General features: G+C 57.6%; 14 protein-coding genes and 3 tRNA genes. 13 read left to right on the top strand and 4 right to left on the bottom strand.

The window, feature by feature from the left end; all coding sequences use genetic code 11:
- Nucleotides 1-87 precede the first annotated feature (87 nt).
- The 4 genes from R3F64_RS07205 (at nucleotide 88) to nadA (ending at nucleotide 1,670) form a co-directional block, all read left to right on the top strand.
- Nucleotides 88-163, top strand: a tRNA-Lys gene (locus R3F64_RS07205).
- 40 nt (nucleotides 164-203) lie between these two features.
- A tRNA-Lys gene (locus R3F64_RS07210) sits at nucleotides 204-279 on the top strand.
- 40 nt (nucleotides 280-319) lie between these two features.
- Nucleotides 320-395, top strand: a tRNA-Lys gene (locus R3F64_RS07215).
- 246 nt (nucleotides 396-641) lie between these two features.
- The gene (nadA, locus tag R3F64_RS07220; protein WP_085917078.1) at nucleotides 642-1,670 is read left to right on the top strand and encodes a quinolinate synthase NadA; all 1,029 of its coding nucleotides are present in this window, start codon (nucleotides 642-644) and stop codon (nucleotides 1,668-1,670) included.
- Between the two features lie 64 nt (nucleotides 1,671-1,734).
- Here the strand turns inward: nadA and R3F64_RS07225 are convergent, their stop codons facing one another.
- Nucleotides 1,735-3,195 carry a M48 family metalloprotease gene (locus R3F64_RS07225; protein WP_085917079.1) on the bottom strand — a complete coding sequence of 487 codons (1,461 nt, stop codon included), beginning with the start codon at nucleotides 3,193-3,195 and terminating at the stop codon, nucleotides 1,735-1,737.
- Nucleotides 3,196-3,344: 149 nt separating this feature from the next.
- On the opposite strand from R3F64_RS07225, the gene R3F64_RS07230 reads away from it, so the two are divergent.
- Nucleotides 3,345-3,608 carry a sulfurtransferase TusA family protein gene (locus R3F64_RS07230; protein ID WP_085917080.1) on the top strand — a complete coding sequence of 88 codons (264 nt, stop codon included), beginning with the start codon at nucleotides 3,345-3,347 and terminating at the stop codon, nucleotides 3,606-3,608.
- Entirely contained in the window at nucleotides 3,605-4,708 is a 1,104-nt protein-coding gene (locus R3F64_RS07235; protein WP_199283970.1) for an AI-2E family transporter, read from the top strand. The genes R3F64_RS07230 and R3F64_RS07235 overlap by 4 nt, the downstream gene beginning before the upstream one ends.
- 63 nt (nucleotides 4,709-4,771) lie before the next feature.
- On the opposite strand, the gene R3F64_RS07240 is transcribed toward R3F64_RS07235, so the two are convergent.
- Complete coding sequence (locus R3F64_RS07240) at nucleotides 4,772-5,245, bottom strand: peroxiredoxin (RefSeq protein ID WP_264823635.1); 474 nt, start codon at nucleotides 5,243-5,245, stop codon at nucleotides 4,772-4,774.
- 251 nt (nucleotides 5,246-5,496) lie between these two features.
- On the opposite strand from R3F64_RS07240, the gene dapA reads away from it, so the two are divergent.
- The 3 genes from dapA to purC all read left to right on the top strand — a co-directional run bounded on the left by dapA (nucleotide 5,497) and on the right by purC (nucleotide 8,206).
- Nucleotides 5,497-6,381 (top strand): 4-hydroxy-tetrahydrodipicolinate synthase, encoded by an 885-nt coding sequence (dapA, locus tag R3F64_RS07245; protein WP_085917083.1) that lies wholly within the window; start codon nucleotides 5,497-5,499, stop codon nucleotides 6,379-6,381.
- Between the two features lie 80 nt (nucleotides 6,382-6,461).
- Entirely contained in the window at nucleotides 6,462-7,457 is a 996-nt protein-coding gene (locus tag R3F64_RS07250; protein WP_085917084.1) for an outer membrane protein assembly factor BamC, read from the top strand.
- A 32-nt stretch (nucleotides 7,458-7,489) separates the two neighbouring features.
- Nucleotides 7,490-8,206 (top strand): phosphoribosylaminoimidazolesuccinocarboxamide synthase, encoded by a 717-nt coding sequence (purC, locus tag R3F64_RS07255; RefSeq protein ID WP_085917085.1) that lies wholly within the window; start codon nucleotides 7,490-7,492, stop codon nucleotides 8,204-8,206.
- Nucleotides 8,207-8,209: 3 nt separating this feature from the next.
- On the opposite strand, the gene tsaA is transcribed toward purC, so the two are convergent.
- Nucleotides 8,210-8,938, bottom strand: a complete 729-nt coding sequence (tsaA, locus tag R3F64_RS07260; RefSeq protein WP_085917086.1) for a tRNA (N6-threonylcarbamoyladenosine(37)-N6)-methyltransferase TrmO — start codon at nucleotides 8,936-8,938, stop codon at nucleotides 8,210-8,212.
- Between the two features lie 117 nt (nucleotides 8,939-9,055).
- On the opposite strand from tsaA, the gene R3F64_RS07265 reads away from it, so the two are divergent.
- Nucleotides 9,056-9,577 (top strand): GNAT family N-acetyltransferase, encoded by a 522-nt coding sequence (locus tag R3F64_RS07265; RefSeq protein ID WP_085917087.1) that lies wholly within the window; start codon nucleotides 9,056-9,058, stop codon nucleotides 9,575-9,577.
- A gap of 10 nt (nucleotides 9,578-9,587) precedes the next feature.
- On the opposite strand, the gene nadC is transcribed toward R3F64_RS07265, so the two are convergent.
- Entirely contained in the window at nucleotides 9,588-10,442 is an 855-nt protein-coding gene (gene nadC, locus R3F64_RS07270) for a carboxylating nicotinate-nucleotide diphosphorylase (RefSeq protein WP_085917088.1), read from the bottom strand.
- An 81-nt stretch (nucleotides 10,443-10,523) separates the two neighbouring features.
- Here nadC and ampD point away from each other — a divergent pair, with 81 nt between their 5' ends.
- From ampD to aceF, 3 genes are all read left to right on the top strand, one after another.
- Nucleotides 10,524-11,126, top strand: a complete 603-nt coding sequence (gene ampD / locus R3F64_RS07275) for a 1,6-anhydro-N-acetylmuramyl-L-alanine amidase AmpD (protein WP_332610897.1) — start codon at nucleotides 10,524-10,526, stop codon at nucleotides 11,124-11,126.
- Nucleotides 11,127-11,474: 348 nt separating this feature from the next.
- Nucleotides 11,475-14,147: a pyruvate dehydrogenase (acetyl-transferring), homodimeric type gene (gene aceE / locus R3F64_RS07280; RefSeq protein WP_332610666.1), complete on the top strand. Its 2,673-nt coding sequence runs from the start codon at nucleotides 11,475-11,477 to the stop codon at nucleotides 14,145-14,147.
- Between the two features lie 58 nt (nucleotides 14,148-14,205).
- The gene (gene aceF / locus R3F64_RS07285) at nucleotides 14,206-16,236 is read left to right on the top strand and encodes a dihydrolipoyllysine-residue acetyltransferase (protein WP_264823632.1); all 2,031 of its coding nucleotides are present in this window, start codon (nucleotides 14,206-14,208) and stop codon (nucleotides 16,234-16,236) included.
- The last annotated feature ends 51 nt before the right edge of the window (nucleotides 16,237-16,287 follow it).

Below are 16,287 nucleotides of genomic sequence, written 5' to 3' on the forward strand. Positions count from 1 at the left end.
GAGCAAATCGCGCGGTCGTTAAGGCAAAAGTTCAAAAAAGACTTGCGGATAGCGTGGGCTATCCGTAAGATATGCATCCGTTCGGGCGGGTCGTTAGCTCAGTTGGTAGAGCAGTTGACTTTTAATCAATTGGTCGCAGGTTCGAATCCTGCACGACCCACCAGCCGAACTTTATTTAGATTTGCCGCCGCCGCGTGAGCAGCGGGTCGTTAGCTCAGTTGGTAGAGCAGTTGACTTTTAATCAATTGGTCGCAGGTTCGAATCCTGCACGACCCACCAGCCGAACTTTATTTAGATTTGCCGCCGCCGCGTGAGCAGCGGGTCGTTAGCTCAGTTGGTAGAGCAGTTGACTTTTAATCAATTGGTCGCAGGTTCGAATCCTGCACGACCCACCAGATTCGACACCCCTGACAGTTCGCTGTCAGGGGTGTTTTGCTATGTGCACAACCTGATGCCTGACAATTGGACTTGCTGTCAGCAACCATTTCCCGCCAAAATAGTCACATTGATGTTGAGACCGACAGAAACCCAACGCGAAAGACGCAAGCGGTTTCTGTCAACGAGAGCGGCGCGTGCGGAGTGCATACGCCGTGACTGGTGTTTAACAGGGGGATTCCCTGTTCGTCACAGTGGTAGACACGATGACTATTATGACTACTCAAGCTGAGCTTGATGCTCCGCTCCCAAGCCCGTACTGCCCGACCCGCATACCCGCCGAAGACCAGGCGCGCGTGGAAGAAATCAAGCAGTTGCTTAACCAGCATAACGCCGTGCTGGTAGCGCACTACTATACCGATGACGCCATTCAGCAACTGGCGGAAGAAACCGGTGGTTGTGTGGCCGATTCGCTGGAAATGGCGCGCTTCGGTGCCCGCCACGATGCCACTACCCTGGTCGTGGCCGGCGTGCGCTTCATGGGCGAAACCGCCAAGATTCTGTCGCCTGAAAAACGCGTGCTGATGCCTACCCTGGAGGCGACCTGTTCGCTGGATATAGGCTGCCCTGCCGACGAATTCAGCGCTTTTTGCGATGCCCACCCTGACCGCACCGTGGTCGTTTATGCCAATACGTCGGCTGCCGTCAAGGCGCGTGCCGACTGGGTGGTCACCTCATCGATTGCCGTCGATGTGATCGAGCACCTTCAGGCCAAAGGCGAAAAAATCCTCTGGGCACCCGATAAACACCTGGGTGGCTACATCCAGAAAAAAACTGGTGCCGATATGCTCATGTGGGACGGTGCCTGTATCGTCCACGAGGAATTCAAGGCGAAAGGTGTCGAAGATCTCAAGCGGCTGTATCCGGATGCCGCCGTGCTGGTTCACCCGGAGTCGCCCGCGCCGGTGGTTCAGTTGGCCGATGTGGCTGGGTCGACATCGCAGCTTATCAACGCGGCCAAAACCCTGCCCAACGAACAGCTGATTGTGGCAACCGATCGCGGCATCTTCTTCAAGATGCAGCAAGCGGTCCCTGATAAGACGTTATTCGAGGCCCCGACAGCGGGTAACGGCGCGACCTGCCGCAGTTGCGCGCATTGCCCGTGGATGGCCATGAACGCCCTCGACAACCTGGCGGGTGCGCTACGTGAAGGTAGCGGCGAAATTCAGGTCGGAAGTGAGTTGCGCCAGCTGGCGCTCAAGCCGCTGGAGCGGATGCTTAACTTCAACGCATAACCAGCACGCACGCCCAGTCTGGCCGTGCGTCCGTGAGACCGTGATCTGCCTGAATCAGTGGCGCCTAAAACTCTTCCAGGGCCTCGCGGTAGTCCATGAAATCCTCGCGTCGCTGTTCGATGCGTGCCAATGTCCGCTGATCGTTTTCGCGTTCAGCGGCGTCTTTGGCTATATCCAACTGGCGAATACCGCTATCCACGCGCCCGGTAAGCTGAAGATATTCCGCCCGAGCCAGATGCCCCAAACCGTTGCGCCCGCTTCGCCCGGCAGCTTCTGCCAGCAGGTTGAAGCCCTGCGGGTTTTCAGGATGTTGCGCGGTTACATCGCGCAGAATGTCATAGGCGGCATTGGGATCCCGCTGAAGTTGCGCCTCGGCTAAGATAAGCTGGGCAGGCAAGTAGTCAGGCATAAAACGCAGTAACCGCTGGCTGCGTTGGATCGCTTCATCGTAGCGCTGCGCCTGTAGGGCAACCTCTGCCGCCGATGCCGGTAACATGGCAAGATCAGGCTGTTCGTCACGTAGTCGATCAAGCGCTTTTAGCGCTGTATCCACTTGGCCGGACTGAGCATCGACCAGGGCCGTTACATAGCGCTGTGCCGTTTCGCTGGCATTTTCCTGAGCTAGTCGGGAGACGGCTTGCCGAGGCGACTGTGAATCAATCTGCAGTAAGGCACGGCCGCGAATCATGTCGTAGAGCGTATCGTTTGAGTAGCTTGAGGCAACGTCCATCTGAGCGGCCCGTGACTGCGCATCGCTCAAGCGAGATTCCGAGACCGGGTGGGTCAGCAGGAATTCCGGTGGCGTCCCACCCTGAAGGCTGGACATGCGTTGTAAAGTACGGAACATGCGCGCCATGGCGTCCGGGTCATAGCCGGCATCGGCCATGGCCTGAAGGCCCACGCGATCTGCTTCCTGCTCGTAGCGGCGCGAGTAGGTGAGTTGGTCTTGAATGAGGGCGGCCTGAGACCCCATGGCGGTAGCGATGCCGGCATTACCGCCGCCGCCTGCTGCGATCAGCAAACCGGCCAGCATCCCGGCCATGGCCGGTAGCTGGGTCTGTTCAGCGCGCTCGCTGCTACGGGCATAGTGGCGTTGGGATAAGTGGCCAAGTTCGTGGGCGATGACTGAGGCAAACGCCCCTTCGTCTTCGGCAAAGGCGAACAAGCCGGCGTGAATCCCAACCACGCCACCGGGGACAGCAAAGGCATTGAGGGTTCGATGGTCGACCATGACGGTGGTCACGTCCAGGTCGCCCAGTTGGCTATGCGGGGCCAGGCGATCAACCAGACTGGTCAAGTAATCATGGGCAATGGGATCCTGCCATTGGGGGGCGTGGGCGCGGAACTGGCGCAGCCAAGCGCGGCCCAGCCGGTGTTCTTCGGCGCTAGCCGACGAATAGCTGCTACCCAGACTGGGTAGCGTCTGCTCGTCACTGACGGCAGGCGAGGGGATTAACAACGTCGTACTGCAGGCGAACGCTAAGGCACGCGTCCAGGCTGCTGAGGCGTTAAAAAGGCGCGGCATGGCATCCTCATCGGTGATGGAAAGCGCTAGGTCACTACTTACGACATTGATTCACCTTGTGAAGTGCCGTTAAATCAAATCGCAGTCAATACTGCACAGTCTATGCAACAATGATCGATACGTGCAGGGTCTTTTTTGAGGGGAGAAAAATGGTAGAGCGAACAACGCGTTTACAGCCTGATAGCGTGCTCGACGCCTGCGGGCTTCATTGCCCGCTGCCGCTGCTCAAGGCCAAGCAGGCCTTGGCAGGCCTTGCCCCTGGGCAGTTACTGGAAGTGCGCGCCACGGATGCAGGCTCGTGGAGGGATATAGAAGCCTTTGCCGAGCAGAGCGCCCATCATCTGGAAGCCCGTGAGCAGTGTGGCGATATCTATCATTACTGGCTTCGCAAGGCAGAAGGCGAGCGCTCATGAGCCTGCGTACGATCTTGAAAAGCTGGGTCGAACGGTATTTTTCAGACGAAGAAGCCTTGATTCTGCTGGTAGTGCTCATCGCCGGATTTGCCGCGGTGATCTGGTTTGGCCGTATGTTGGCGCCTTTTTTTACCGCGTTGGTCATTGCCTTCCTGCTCCAGGGCGTGGTGGGCGCATTGACGCGGAGAGGTATCCCTCATCTACTCTCGGTAATCGTGGTGTTCCTCGGCTTTGTCAGCGTGCTATTAGCCCTGGCGTTTATTTTGCTACCGCTGATATGGGATCAGTTGATTGGTCTTGTTCAGGAAACGCCGCGCATGTTTGCAAGCGGGCAAAACTGGCTGGATGAACTGCAATCGCGCTACCCCAACTTGATTACCCCGGATCAAATGCAAAATTGGATTGGCGTCGCCAGCCGCGAAATAAGTCAGTTGGGCCAGCGTGCCCTGACGCTTTCGCTGGCCTCTCTGGGTAATCTTCTATCGCTGATTATCTATCTGGTACTGGTGCCCATTTTGGTCTTTTTCATGCTCAAGGACCGAGAGGCGCTGGTTGGCTTCACATTGTCATTGCTGCCGCAAAAACGTGCCTTGATGGCGCGTATCTGGCATGAAATGGACGACCAGATTGCCAATTACATTCGCGGCAAGTTCATCGAGATCATTATTGTCGGCACCGTCTCCTTTATCACGTTTTCGTTCTTCCAGCTGCCGTATACGGCGCTGCTGGCGGTATTGGTCGGTTTTTCGGTGCTGGTGCCGTATATCGGCGCGGCCGTGGTCACCTTGCCGGTCGCTGCAGTCGCCGGATTTCACTTCGGGTTAAGCGAGTCGTTTGTCTACGTACTGGTGGCTTACGGGGTTATCCAGGCGCTGGATGGCAACGTACTCGCCCCGGTACTGTTCTCGGAAACCAACAATATCCACCCAGTGTCGGTGATTGTGGCCGTGTTGTTCTTCGGTGGTATATGGGGGTTCTGGGGCGTGTTTTTTGCCATTCCGCTCGCCACGCTGTTGAAGGCGTTGGTGCATGCATGGCCGAGGGGAATGAAAGGGCGCGAGGAGCAACATCATGCGCTCGCCAGCGAAGAGTCACTGTAAGTCAAATGGAATGGCGGGTTTGGCAACCTCCCCATCCAACCGTCTGTTGGATGGGGAAGGGGCTTACGACGCGTCAAGCGCCTGGGCCGCCGCGAGCACTTCGTCAACGTGCCCGGGTACTTTGACGCCCCGCCAGGCCTGGGCAAGCTTACCCTCGGCGTCGATTAGAAAGGTGCTGCGTTCGATGCCCAGGTGCTCTTTGCCGTAAAGCTTTTTAAGCTTGATGACATCAAACAGTTTGCAGATCGTCTCGTCCTTGTCTGACACCAGCGTAAAGTTGAAATCCTGCTTGGCTTTGAAGTTCTCCTGGGCACGGATGCCGTCCCGGGAAACACCCACAATCACCGTGTTTGCGGCGTCAAAGTCAGCTTTGCGGTCGCGAAAGTCGCCGCCTTCGGTGGTGCATCCCGGCGTGCTGGCCTTTGGATAGAAGTACACCACCACCTGTTGGCCGCGAAGCTCGGATAATGTCAGGGTGGTATCGCCCGTTGCCGGTGCCGAAAAATCGGGGACTGTTTGGCCTATGTCGAGTGGCATAAAAGGTTCCTCAGGTAGCGTGGTTTTCAAGGGCGATTACACGCAAGCTTGCGCCGCATGTCAAAGAAGAAAGTATCGCAGGGGCAAAACTCGCCGCGCTTTCCGCTGTACAGGGTCGAGCGGCCTGAGTACCATTTGTCCTTCGTGGATTCCTGTTGAGATGATGGCACGCTGCGTAAAGCACTAGCTCGGCTCCTTATCTCGTGATATTCAGACGCTCGATTTAACCACTTGCAGGTGAGGAAAAAAGGATGATCACAGGCAGCATCGTCGCCCTGGCGACGCCGATGAAAGTCAATGGCGACATCGACTGGGAGGCGCTTCGTCGTCTGGTGAACTTCCACCTCGACAATGGCACCGACGGGATTGTGGCCGCAGGTACTACGGGTGAGCCCACGACCATGTCGTTTGCCGAGCACTTCGACGTGATACGCAGTGTGGTCGAGGAAGTGGATGGACGCATTCCGGTCATTGCCGGTACAGGGGGGAACGCGACCTCTGAGGCCGTCGAGTTGGCGCGTTATGCCAGTGAAGTCGGTGCTGACTATTGCCTGTCCGTATGCCCCTACTATAACAAGCCGACTCAGGAAGGCTTGTATCAGCACTTCAAAGCGGTAGCGGAAGGCAGTAAATTGCCGGTCATTCTCTACAATGTGCCGGGCCGCACCTGCTCAGACCTTTATAATGAAACGGTGGTCAGGTTGGCCGACATTAACAACATCATCGGCTTGAAAGATGCCACGGGTAACCTGGAGCGCGCGGAAGATCTTATCGCCCGTCTCAAGGGCAGCGACTTCATGCTTTACTCGGGTGACGATGCCACCGCCTGTGATTTCATGCTGATGGGTGGGCATGGTGATATTTCGGTGACCGCGAACGTAGCGCCCAAGGCCATGCATGAGCTTTGTGCCGCTGCGGTCGCCGGGGATGCGGATAAGGCGCACCAGATCAATACACGCTTGATGCCGCTGCATACCAATCTGGGGATCGAGTCTAATCCTATTCCGGTAAAGTGGGCGTTAAACCGAATGGGTTACGCAGACGCGGGTATTCGCCTGCCGCTGACATGGCTGTCAGACAAGTATCACGCCACGGTCAGTGAGGCCCTTCAGCTTGCTGGGGTTGTCGAGGAATAAACCGCAAAGAATTTTGCTACTTGGCGATCCTGGGTTGCATGGCGTCAGGTAAACGATCTGTTGACTGTTAAGGTGGCTTGATGAGCTCTGTGCTTGGAAAACACGCGCTGAAATGGATTCCGCTGGCGCTGGCAGGTGTCGTGACGCTTGCCGGTTGCGCCCGGGATGAAGGTTTTTATGATGATCGCAATTTGGATTATGCTGACGTAGAACCTGCGTCGCCGTTGGTATTGCCGGAAACCCGCAATACTCAGCGTTATCGTCAGGCACTGCCGGTGCCGGAAGCAGCCAGCCAGCGTGCTCGTGATGGGGTGGCCGAAGTGCGTCCTCCTCAACCTCTTACGGTTGGGGGAAGTACGGAAGTAGATTATGTTGAAGGCCGTGAGATCGGAGACCAGCGCTGGTTAGTCGTTGCGGCTGATCCGGGGAGCGTCTGGACACAGCTTGAAAGCTTCGCACGTCAGCGCGGTCTGGACGTTCAGGAAAGCCGTGCCAGCGATGGTGTTCTGGTCACCTCTCAGGCTGAGTTTCGTTTGCAAAGCGGTCTCCGGGAGGGGAGTAGTGAAGTCCGCTGCGAGCGTGGCGGCCAAAGCATGACAAGCTGCCTTGAGGCTCTAAAAACCTATCTGAGCGCCAACGCTTCCGCTTCTCAATCCGCTTCGGCGACTGCATCATCCTGGAGCGCGCAGCGTTTGGAAAACAATGACCCCCTCTCGCTTCGTCAGCGTGGTGATGGGTGGGAAGTATCAATACCTTACGCGGCAGATCGTGTATGGGCTGAGATCCATCATTATCTGGCGCAGGACTTCGATCAAACTGACGAGCGTGAGTTGCTGGCCGCCGACGCTGATAACTATGCCTTCCTTGTAAGCTATCTGGCCCGTGAACAGCGGGACCGGAGTTTGTTGCAGGTGGTGTTATTCACCGATACCAGCGATCAGGCCCAAGAAGTGCGCCTGATCGTTGAGCCTCGCGGCGACCAAAGCGTGCTTCGCGCCAAGGCAACCGGTGAGCAGCCGTTGAGCGAAAACGCCGAGCGCGAACTGCTCGAGCGGGTATCCAGCTATTTACGTTAATTCAATGACCTTTGTCTCTCTGCGGAGCTCCCATGGAAAAGCGCCAAGAACTCTATGCCGGTAAGGCAAAATCTGTCTACACCACCGATGATCCGGATCTGCTGGTACTTGAGTTTCGTGATGACACCAGCGCCTTTGACGGCAAGAAGAAAGAGTCGCTGGCGCGCAAGGGGATGGTGAATAACCTCTTCAATGCCTACATCATGGAGCGGCTGGAAGATGCCGGCATTCCGACGCATTTCGAGAAGCAGCTTTCTGACACAGAAAGTCTGGTCAAGAAGATGCAGATGATCCCGGTGGAATGCGTGGTGCGCAATATTGCCGCGGGCGGTCTGGTCAAGCGACTCGGCGTTGAGGAAGGTATCGCGCTGAACCCGCCGACGTTCGAACTGTTCCTGAAAAACGACGAAAAGGGCGACCCGATGATCAACGAGTCGCTGGCGGAAACGTTTGGCTGGGCGACCCCAGAGCAGCTCGCCAAGATGAAAACGCTCACCTTCAAGGTCAATCATGTGCTCAAGCAGCTGTTTGCGGAGGGCGATATGCTCCTGGTGGATTACAAGCTTGAGTTTGGCGTATTTAACGGCCAAGTGGTGCTGGGTGATGAGTTCTCCCCGGACGGATGCCGGTTATGGGACGCCAATACCCGCGAGAAGCTCGACAAGGATCGTTTTCGCCAGGGCCTTGGCGGCGTGATTGAAGCCTACGAAGAAGTTGGCCGCCGCCTCGGGGTTACCTTTCCCCGCTAACGTCTAGCCGCTAATGTCGATAGCCACCACCTCCAGTGTGGTGGCTTCGCCGTTCTGGCGCGGACAAAATTTGACGTCCACATCGCGAAGCCGGACACCGTAAACCCGCTCGGAAGCTTGGCCGTGCCGGTAGGCCGGTCGAGGATCCTGACCAATGACCTGCTCGATCAGCGCGCTTAATGAGTCGCGATCAGCACGCTGTGCCAACTGATCAAGGGCAGTAGCGCTGAACTGAACCGTCAACTGTTCGGGTGGGGCGGGGGCAAAGCCTGCTTGCGCATTAGGTGGGGATTCAGCCCAGGGGAGGTAGGGTTTAATATCCACCACGGGGGTGCCGTTGACCAGGTCGCAGCCTGACAGTTTCAGGCGCACGCCCTGATGGGTATCAATACCCCCCAGTTCGACAAGCGAAAGACCTAGCCTGTTGGGGCGATGCGTACTGCGGCTGGCAAACACGCCCACTTTTCGGTTGCCACCTAACCGCGGCGGTCTGACGAGAGGTGACCAGCGTTCAGGACTCTGGTGGAACACAAAGCTGATCCACACATGGCTGAACGCGTCGAGCCCGCGCACGACCAGCGGGTCGTCATAAGGCGGGCTAAGTATCAACTCGGCGTTGGCTGCAGGCGCCAGGCCAGGCTGGCGGGGAACGCCAAACTTGTCGGCGTAGTCGCTAACCACATAGCCGATAGGCGTCAGTGTAAAGGACTCGCTGGAAGGGGCATGATGCATCACACTGCCTTATCAAAGGGAAAACCAGAGGGCTGAGTATAAAACAGCCGTGTTCTCAGTACAGTGGTGCTGAGCATGCCTTGAAAAAAGAAAGCGATAACGCTCACATGGTGAAACATGACAGATGAACAGACTGCACAGCCCTCGACGGCCCGCATCACCTACCGCGTGGCACGTGCCAGAGATGCCGCTGATCAAGCGGAGGTGTTTTACCATGCCGTCATGCAAGGGGCTGCAACGCGTTACAGCCTGGCGCAGCGGCGCGCATGGGCGAGCGCCTTACCCCGCGAGGCCAGCGCCTGGTCAGCGCGCCAGGCGCTATATACGACGCTTGTTGCCAGCTGTGATGGTCGCTGCGTCGGGTTTATTGAACTTGATGTGCCAGCCGGACGGGTTGAGACCCTCTATGTGTGGCCATCGCTCAACGGACGCGGCATCGGCACCACGCTGTTGATTCACGCTGAACGGTGGCTGTTGGAGCAGGGTGTTTCCCGTATTCAGATCGAGGCAAGCCTGACGCTCTATGAACGGCTGCTGCGGCGCGGTTGGGAAAACCTTGGCGAGCAGTGGGTTGAGCGTGGCGGTGAGCCGCTTCAGCGTTTTCGTCTGCAGAAGCGGCTTAACGCCGTCGAGACCTGACTTCATCCGGTTAACGGTTTGTTTGGCGGGTGATCCGCATCGACAGGTCAATGGCCTGGATGTCCTTGGTCAAGGTGCCGCAGGAGATACAGTCGACGCCGGTCTCAGCAATCGCGCGCAGGGTCTCGGTATCAACATTCCCTGACGCTTCAAGCGTGGCGCTGCCAGCCGTCAGTTCAACGGCCGTGCGCAGTTCATCCAGGCTGAAGTTATCCAGCATAATGACATCTGCTTTCGCGGCCAGCGCCTGTTCCAACTCGGCGAAATTTTCGACCTCAACCTCAACGGGAAGCTCGGCGGCCAGTTTGCGCGCCTGGGCGACCGCTGCCTGGATACCGCCACAGGCGGCGATATGATTTTCCTTGATCAGAAACGCATCCCACAGGCCAATGCGATGATTGTGGCCGCCGCCACACATCACGGCGTATTTCTGTGCCAGCCGCATGCCGGGCAGCGTCTTGCGGGTATCCAGCAAGCGCACGCCGGTGTCGGCGATCAGGTCGACATAGCGGCGGGTCGTTGTCGCCGTGGCTGACAGCGTTTGCAGCACGTTGAGGGCGGCACGTTCGCCAGTCAACAGGCTACGTGCGGGGCCCTCCAGGGTGAGAAAACATTGCCCGGCCTCCAGTCGGTCACCGTCGGCGGCTTGCCAGTAAAGTGCAACGCGGCTGTCCAGGCGGCGGAAAATATCGTCGACAAAGGCAACGCCGCACAGCACGGCCGGGACGCGGGTAATGACCTCCGCCGTCGCCAGTTGGTGGTCCGGAATCAACTCGGCGGTGATATCGCCCGGGCCTACGTCTTCGGAGAGCAGACGAGCAGCACTGGAGCGGATTTCTTCGGCAAGGGCAGTTTGGTAATGCATGGCATCAATTCTCTGGGCGTTAACGTCGATGACCGGCATTATAGTGAAAGAGAGCGCCAACGTAGAGGAGTCCTTCGCGTGATTGACCGACAATTTTCTCCTGGCCGATGGCAAGTCGCACGCCAGGTGGCGTCGCCAAATGCAGACCAGCGCCCCGATGACGAGGTATCGCTACTGCTGATTCATGCCATCAGCCTGCCTCCCGGTCAGTTTCAGGGAACAGCCGTTGAGGCACTGTTTACCAACCAGCTAGACCCCGGTGCACATCCTTATTTTGCCGCCATTGCCCATTTACGGGTATCCGCCCACCTGCTGATTCGCCGCGATGGCGAATGCGTCCAGTTTGTCGACACCGATCAGCGGGCCTGGCACGCAGGACGTTCCCGTTGGTGGGATTCGCGCCAACAGCGCTGGCGGCAAGCGCTCAATGATTTTTCGGTGGGTATTGAACTGGAAGGTGATGAAACGACGCCCTTTACCAAGGCCCAGTATGTGGCGTTGGCCAAGGCTGCTCGGTGGTTGTTGGGCCGTTATCCTGCGCTTACCCCGGAGCGTGTGACCAGTCATGCACGGGTGGCACCGTTGCGTAAAACCGACCCCGGGCCAACGTTTGATTGGGCTTATTGGCGTCAGTTGGTTGCGACCCAGGAAGATGATTTAAGTCTGGATGAGTCAAGAAATTAAAACGGTAGTTTGACTACATGAGGGGTGTCTGGGTCGTGTTGGCAAGTGCCTTAACAATGCCTTATGTTGCGGTGCAATAGTTTGTTTTCGATAGCCTTTTAGGTGTTACTGTAATTGGCAGCGTGGCGACTTTGCGGTATCTTCGCCTATACAAAAGGCTAACTTTTACAACAATTATGTAGCTTTACTACATTTCCATGTATGTAGCTCGTTGAATGTAGAAGAAAAACCAGACGACGCTCAGGCGTCGACTGTCAGCATGCCAGTGGTGGCGACACACCACAGCCGCCCCAGGCCCAACGGGCCAGCGGGGTTGATTGTCATTTATCGTCATTCGGAGAGACCTCTATGAGTCTGGAGACAAGAGAAGATCTCGATCCGATCGAAACCACGGAATGGATTGATTCCCTGGAGTCGGTATTGGATCGTGAGGGCGAAGATCGTGCCCGCTACCTGATGACCCGCCTGGCGGACCGCCTGCGTCGGGACGGCATGAGGGTGCCCTTCTCGGTGACAACCCCGCATCGTAATACGATTCCGGTTCACCGCGAAGCGCCGATGCCTGGCGACCTGTTCATGGAGCGGCGTATCCGCTCCTTGATCCGCTATAATGCCATTGCCCAGGTGATTCGCAACAACCGCGCCAAGCCCGGTCTGGGCGGCCACATTGCCAGCTTCATGTCATCAGCCACGCTGTATGACGTGGGCTTTAACCACTTTTTCCGTGCTCCTCAGGGCGACTTCGAAGGCGACCTGATCTACATTCAGGGCCACGTGGCACCGGGTATCTACGCGCGCTCCTACCTGGAAGGCCGCCTGAGCGAAGAACAGATGGACCGTTTCCGCCAGGAAGTCGATGGTGATGGCCTGTCATCCTACCCGCACCCGTGGCTGATGCCGGATTACTGGCAATTCCCGACGGTTTCCATGGGCCTTGGTCCGATCCAGGCGATCTACCAGGCGCACGTGATGAAGTACCTGCATCACCGTGAGCTGAAAGACATGTACGACCGCAAGATCTGGTGCTTCCTGGGTGACGGCGAGTGCGACGAGCCGGAATCTCTGGGCGCCATTTCACTGGCCGGTCGTGAAAACCTCGACAACCTGATTTTCGTCATCAACTGTAACCTCCAGCGTCTGGATGGCCCTGTGCGCGGTAATTCCCGCGTCATGGACGAATTCGAGGGTGTATTCCGCGGTGCGGGCTGGAACGTTATCAAGGTTGTCTGGGGGCGCCACTGGGATCCACTGTTCGAGAAGGACAAGAAAGGCATTCTGCAAAACCGCATGGACGAAGCAGTCGACGGCGAGTATCAGAACTACAAGGCCAACGGCGGGGCCTATACCCGCGAGCACTTCTTCGGCAAGTATCCGGAAACCGAAGAGATGGTCAAAGACCTCTCCGACGAGGACATCTGGAAGCTCAACCGCGGTGGTCACGACCCGTTCAAGGTCTACGCGGCCTACCACGAGGCGGTCAATACCTCGAACGGCAAGCCCACGGTCATCCTGGCGCATACCGTCAAGGGCTATGGCATGGGTAGTGGCGATGGCGAAGCCGCCAACGAAGCCCACCAGGTCAAGAGCATGGAATACGAGGCGCTGAAGACTTTCCGTGACCGCTTCGGCATTCCGCTGACCGACGAGCAGCTCAAAGACGTGCCGTACTACATGCCAGAGCAGGATTCCCCCGAGCTCAAGTACTTGCACCTGCAGCGCGAGCGCCTGGGTGGCTATTTGCCCAGCCGTCGCAGCGACTTCGAGGCGCTGGAAATTCCCACCCTTGAAGATAAAGCCTTTGCCTCGCAAATGGGCGGTTCCAAAGGCCGTGAAGTGTCCACCACCATGGCGTTTGTGCGGGTGCTGAACGGGCTGGTCAAGGACAAGAAGATCGGCAAGAAAGTGGTGCCGATTATTCCTGACGAGGCGCGTACCTTCGGCATGGAAGGCATGTTCCGTCAGTTGGGGATCTACACCTCTGAAGGGCAGAAGTATGAGCCGGTCGATAAAGGCCAGATCATGTTCTACCGTGAAGATCAGAAGGGCCAGATTCTCGAGGAGGGTATTTCCGAAGCAGGCGCGATGTCCGCGTGGATTGCAGCGGCCACCTCCTACAGCAACAACAACGTCACCCTGCTGCCGTTCTACGTCTATTACTCGATGTTCGGCTTCCAGCGTATCGGCGATCTGGCCTGGGCTGCAGGCGACCTGCAGGCACGTGGCTTCATGGTTGGCGGTACCGCAGGCCGCACGACGCTCAACGGTGAGGGTTTGCAGCACCAGGATGGCCACAGCCTGATTCAGGCATCGACCATTCCCAACTGCCGCAGCTACGACCCGACCTATGCCCATGAGGTCGCGGTGATTCTGCATGATGGCATGAAGCGCATGTTCACCGACAAGGAGAACTGCTTCTATTACCTGACGGTCATGAACGAGAACTACGAGCACCCCGAGCTTGAAACTGTGCCTGTCGACGACATCGTCAAAGGCATGTACCTGCTACGCGAAACCAAGGGCAAAAAAGGCCGCGTGCAGCTGATGGGTTCGGGTACGATCCTGCGCGAAGTCGAAGAAGCGGCCACACTGCTTGAAAACGACTGGGGGATTGGCGCTGATATCTGGAGCGTGACCAGCTTCAATGAACTACGTCGTGAAGCGCTGCTGCTGGACCGGGAAGCCTTCCTGAGCCCTGATGCCGAGGCCAACAAGCCTCACGTCACCAAGTGTCTGGAGGGCCGTGAAGGGCCAGTGATTGCGTCTACCGACTACATGAAGCTATACGCTGATCAGGTGCGTGCCTGGGTGCCGAACGATTACACTGTACTGGGTACCGATGGCTTTGGTCGTTCCGATACCCGCGAAAAGCTGCGTTACTTCTTTGAGGTGGATCGTTACTTCGTGACTGTCGCGGCGCTGCGCGCACTGGCAGACCGTGGTGAAATCGATCGCAAGCTTGTCGGTGACGCCCTGAAGAAGTACGGCATCGATGTCAACAAGCCGAACCCGCTGACCAGCTGATCCGCTGCCCGGCGGGCAAATGCCCGCCGGCTCGATCCGATTTTAAAGGAGCGCGACCTTGAGTAGCGAAATCATCAAAGTTCCCGATATCGGTGGTGATACCGATGTCGAAATCATCGAGATTGCGGTGTCGGAAGGCGATGTCATTGAAGCAGAAGACACCCTGATCACGCTCGAATCCGATAAAGCCAGCATGGACGTACCGGCTCCGAAAGGGGGGAAGGTCATAAAGGTGCTGGTCAAAGAGGGCGATAGCGTCTCTGAAGGTGACGATATCGTCGAGCTGGAAGTCGAAGGTGGTGGCGACGCCGGGGGTGAAAGCGACGCCTCTCCCGCTGAGTCATCCGGCAGCCAGCAGGACGAAGCCCCCTCCAAAGCACCTGCGCCGGAACCCTCGAAGCCTGCCGCCAAGAAGGCGTCCGGCGGCAAGCAGACCGTGGATATCAAAGTGCCCGATCTGGGTGGCTCGGATAACGTCGAAATCATTGAAGTCGCGGTGGGTGAAGGCGATGAAGTTGACGCCGAAGATACCTTGATCACTCTGGAGTCCGATAAAGCCTCCATGGACGTGCCGAGTCCTCATACCGGTAAGATCGTTTCGTTCAGCGTGAAAGAAGGTGATACGGTCTCTGAAGGCGATGTCATTGGGCAAATGGAAATCGCCGGTGAAGGCGACGACGCCGAAGACACGGCCGACGAGCAGACGTCCAGCCAGGCCAGCAGCGAACCACAAGCGGCGGCTGAGCAGCATGACGAGCCAGAAGAAGCTGCTAGCGGTGAGCCGGCGCGCAAAGAGATTCGAGTACCGGACCTGTCCGGCTCCTCTGACGTACCGATTATTGAAATTGGCGTAGCGGCCGGAGACGAGGTCAACGAAGAAGACCCGTTAATCACGCTGGAATCCGACAAGGCGTCAATGGATGTCCCTAGCCCCTACAAAGGCAAGCTCCTTGAGCTGACCGTCAAAGAGGGCGACACGGTCTCCGAAGGCGATGTAATCGGCTATATTGAAGTCGCGGGTGCCAAGCAGGCAGCCCCGAAAAAGGCCGCCCCTGAAAAAGCCCAGCCGCAGAGCGCCAGCCCATCCAGTGCCAAATCTGCCGAGTCGCCTGCTGGCACCCCCAGCCCCGAAGCGCAGATGGCATCGCACAAGCCACGTGATGGCAAGTTGGTTCATGCTGGCCCCGCCGTGCGCATGCTGGCACGCGAACTGGGTGTTGACCTGGGGCTGGTCAAGCCCAGTGGCCCGAAAGACCGTGTGTTGAAAGAAGATGTTCAGGCCTATGTGAAACAGGCCATTGCCAATCAGGGCAAAGCGCAGGCGGGTGCAGCGCCCGCTGCCACCGGTGGCGCAGGTATACCGCCGATCCCGGAAGTTGACTTCAGCCAGTTTGGCGAGGTGGAAGAGAAGCCGATGGGTCGTCTGCTCAAGATGGGCGCGACCAATTTGCATCGCAGCTGGCTCAACGTGCCCCACGTTACCCAGTTCGACGAAGCGGATATCACCGAGCTTGAGAACTTCCGCAAGTCCATGAAAGCAGAAGCCGAGGCCCAGGGCGCGAAGCTGACGCCGCTGCCGTTCATGGTCAAGGCTTGTGCCTTCGCACTGCGCAAATTCCCGCAGTTCAACGTCAGCCTGAAAGGTGACGGCGAAACGCTGGTATGGAAGAACTATGTGCATATCGGGGTGGCGGTGGACACGCCAGAAGGCTTGATGGTCCCGGTGGTGCGTAACGCCGACCAGAAATCCCTGATTGAGATTGCCAAGGAGATGGCTGAGCTTGGCAAGAAAGCGCAGTCCAAAAAGCTCAAGCGTGACGAGATGACCGGTGGGTGCTTTACCATTTCGAGCCTGGGCTCGATTGGCGGTACCGCGTTCACACCTATCGTCAATGCACCGGAAGTGGCCATTCTGGGTGTTTCCAAGTCCCAGATGAAGCCGGTATGGGATGGCAGTGCCTTCCAGCCGAGGCTTATGATGCCGCTATCGCTGTCATACGACCACCGTGCGATCAACGGAGCGGATGCAGCGCGCTTTACCGCGTTCCTTGCGGATGTCCTGACCGATATTCGCCGTCTACTGCTGTAAGTGGCAATGGAGGGTCTTGCGAGCGGCGTCCGTCAGGGCGCCGCTCGTGTT

It is taken from the genome of Halomonas sp. 5021 (genome assembly GCF_036663435.1).
GTDB lineage: Bacteria > Pseudomonadota > Gammaproteobacteria > Pseudomonadales > Halomonadaceae > Vreelandella > Vreelandella janggokensis.

Bases quoted from the DNA above. Each gene is read 5' to 3' on its own strand.
- nadA (WP_085917078.1), top strand. From the start codon at position 642: ATGACTATTATGACTACTCAAGCTGAGCTTGATGCTCCGCTCCCAAGC.
- R3F64_RS07225 (WP_085917079.1), bottom strand. From the start codon at position 3,195: ATGCCGCGCCTTTTTAACGCCTCAGCAGCCTGGACGCGTGCCTTAGCG.
- R3F64_RS07230 (WP_085917080.1), top strand. From the start codon at position 3,345: ATGGTAGAGCGAACAACGCGTTTACAGCCTGATAGCGTGCTCGACGCC.
- R3F64_RS07235 (WP_199283970.1), top strand. From the start codon at position 3,605: ATGAGCCTGCGTACGATCTTGAAAAGCTGGGTCGAACGGTATTTTTCA.
- R3F64_RS07240 (WP_264823635.1), bottom strand. From the start codon at position 5,245: ATGCCACTCGACATAGGCCAAACAGTCCCCGATTTTTCGGCACCGGCA.
- dapA (WP_085917083.1), top strand. From the start codon at position 5,497: ATGATCACAGGCAGCATCGTCGCCCTGGCGACGCCGATGAAAGTCAAT.
- R3F64_RS07250 (WP_085917084.1), top strand. From the start codon at position 6,462: ATGAGCTCTGTGCTTGGAAAACACGCGCTGAAATGGATTCCGCTGGCG.
- purC (WP_085917085.1), top strand. From the start codon at position 7,490: ATGGAAAAGCGCCAAGAACTCTATGCCGGTAAGGCAAAATCTGTCTAC.
- tsaA (WP_085917086.1), bottom strand. From the start codon at position 8,938: ATGCATCATGCCCCTTCCAGCGAGTCCTTTACACTGACGCCTATCGGC.
- R3F64_RS07265 (WP_085917087.1), top strand. From the start codon at position 9,056: ATGACAGATGAACAGACTGCACAGCCCTCGACGGCCCGCATCACCTAC.
- nadC (WP_085917088.1), bottom strand. From the start codon at position 10,442: ATGCATTACCAAACTGCCCTTGCCGAAGAAATCCGCTCCAGTGCTGCT.
- aceE (WP_332610666.1), top strand. From the start codon at position 11,475: ATGAGTCTGGAGACAAGAGAAGATCTCGATCCGATCGAAACCACGGAA.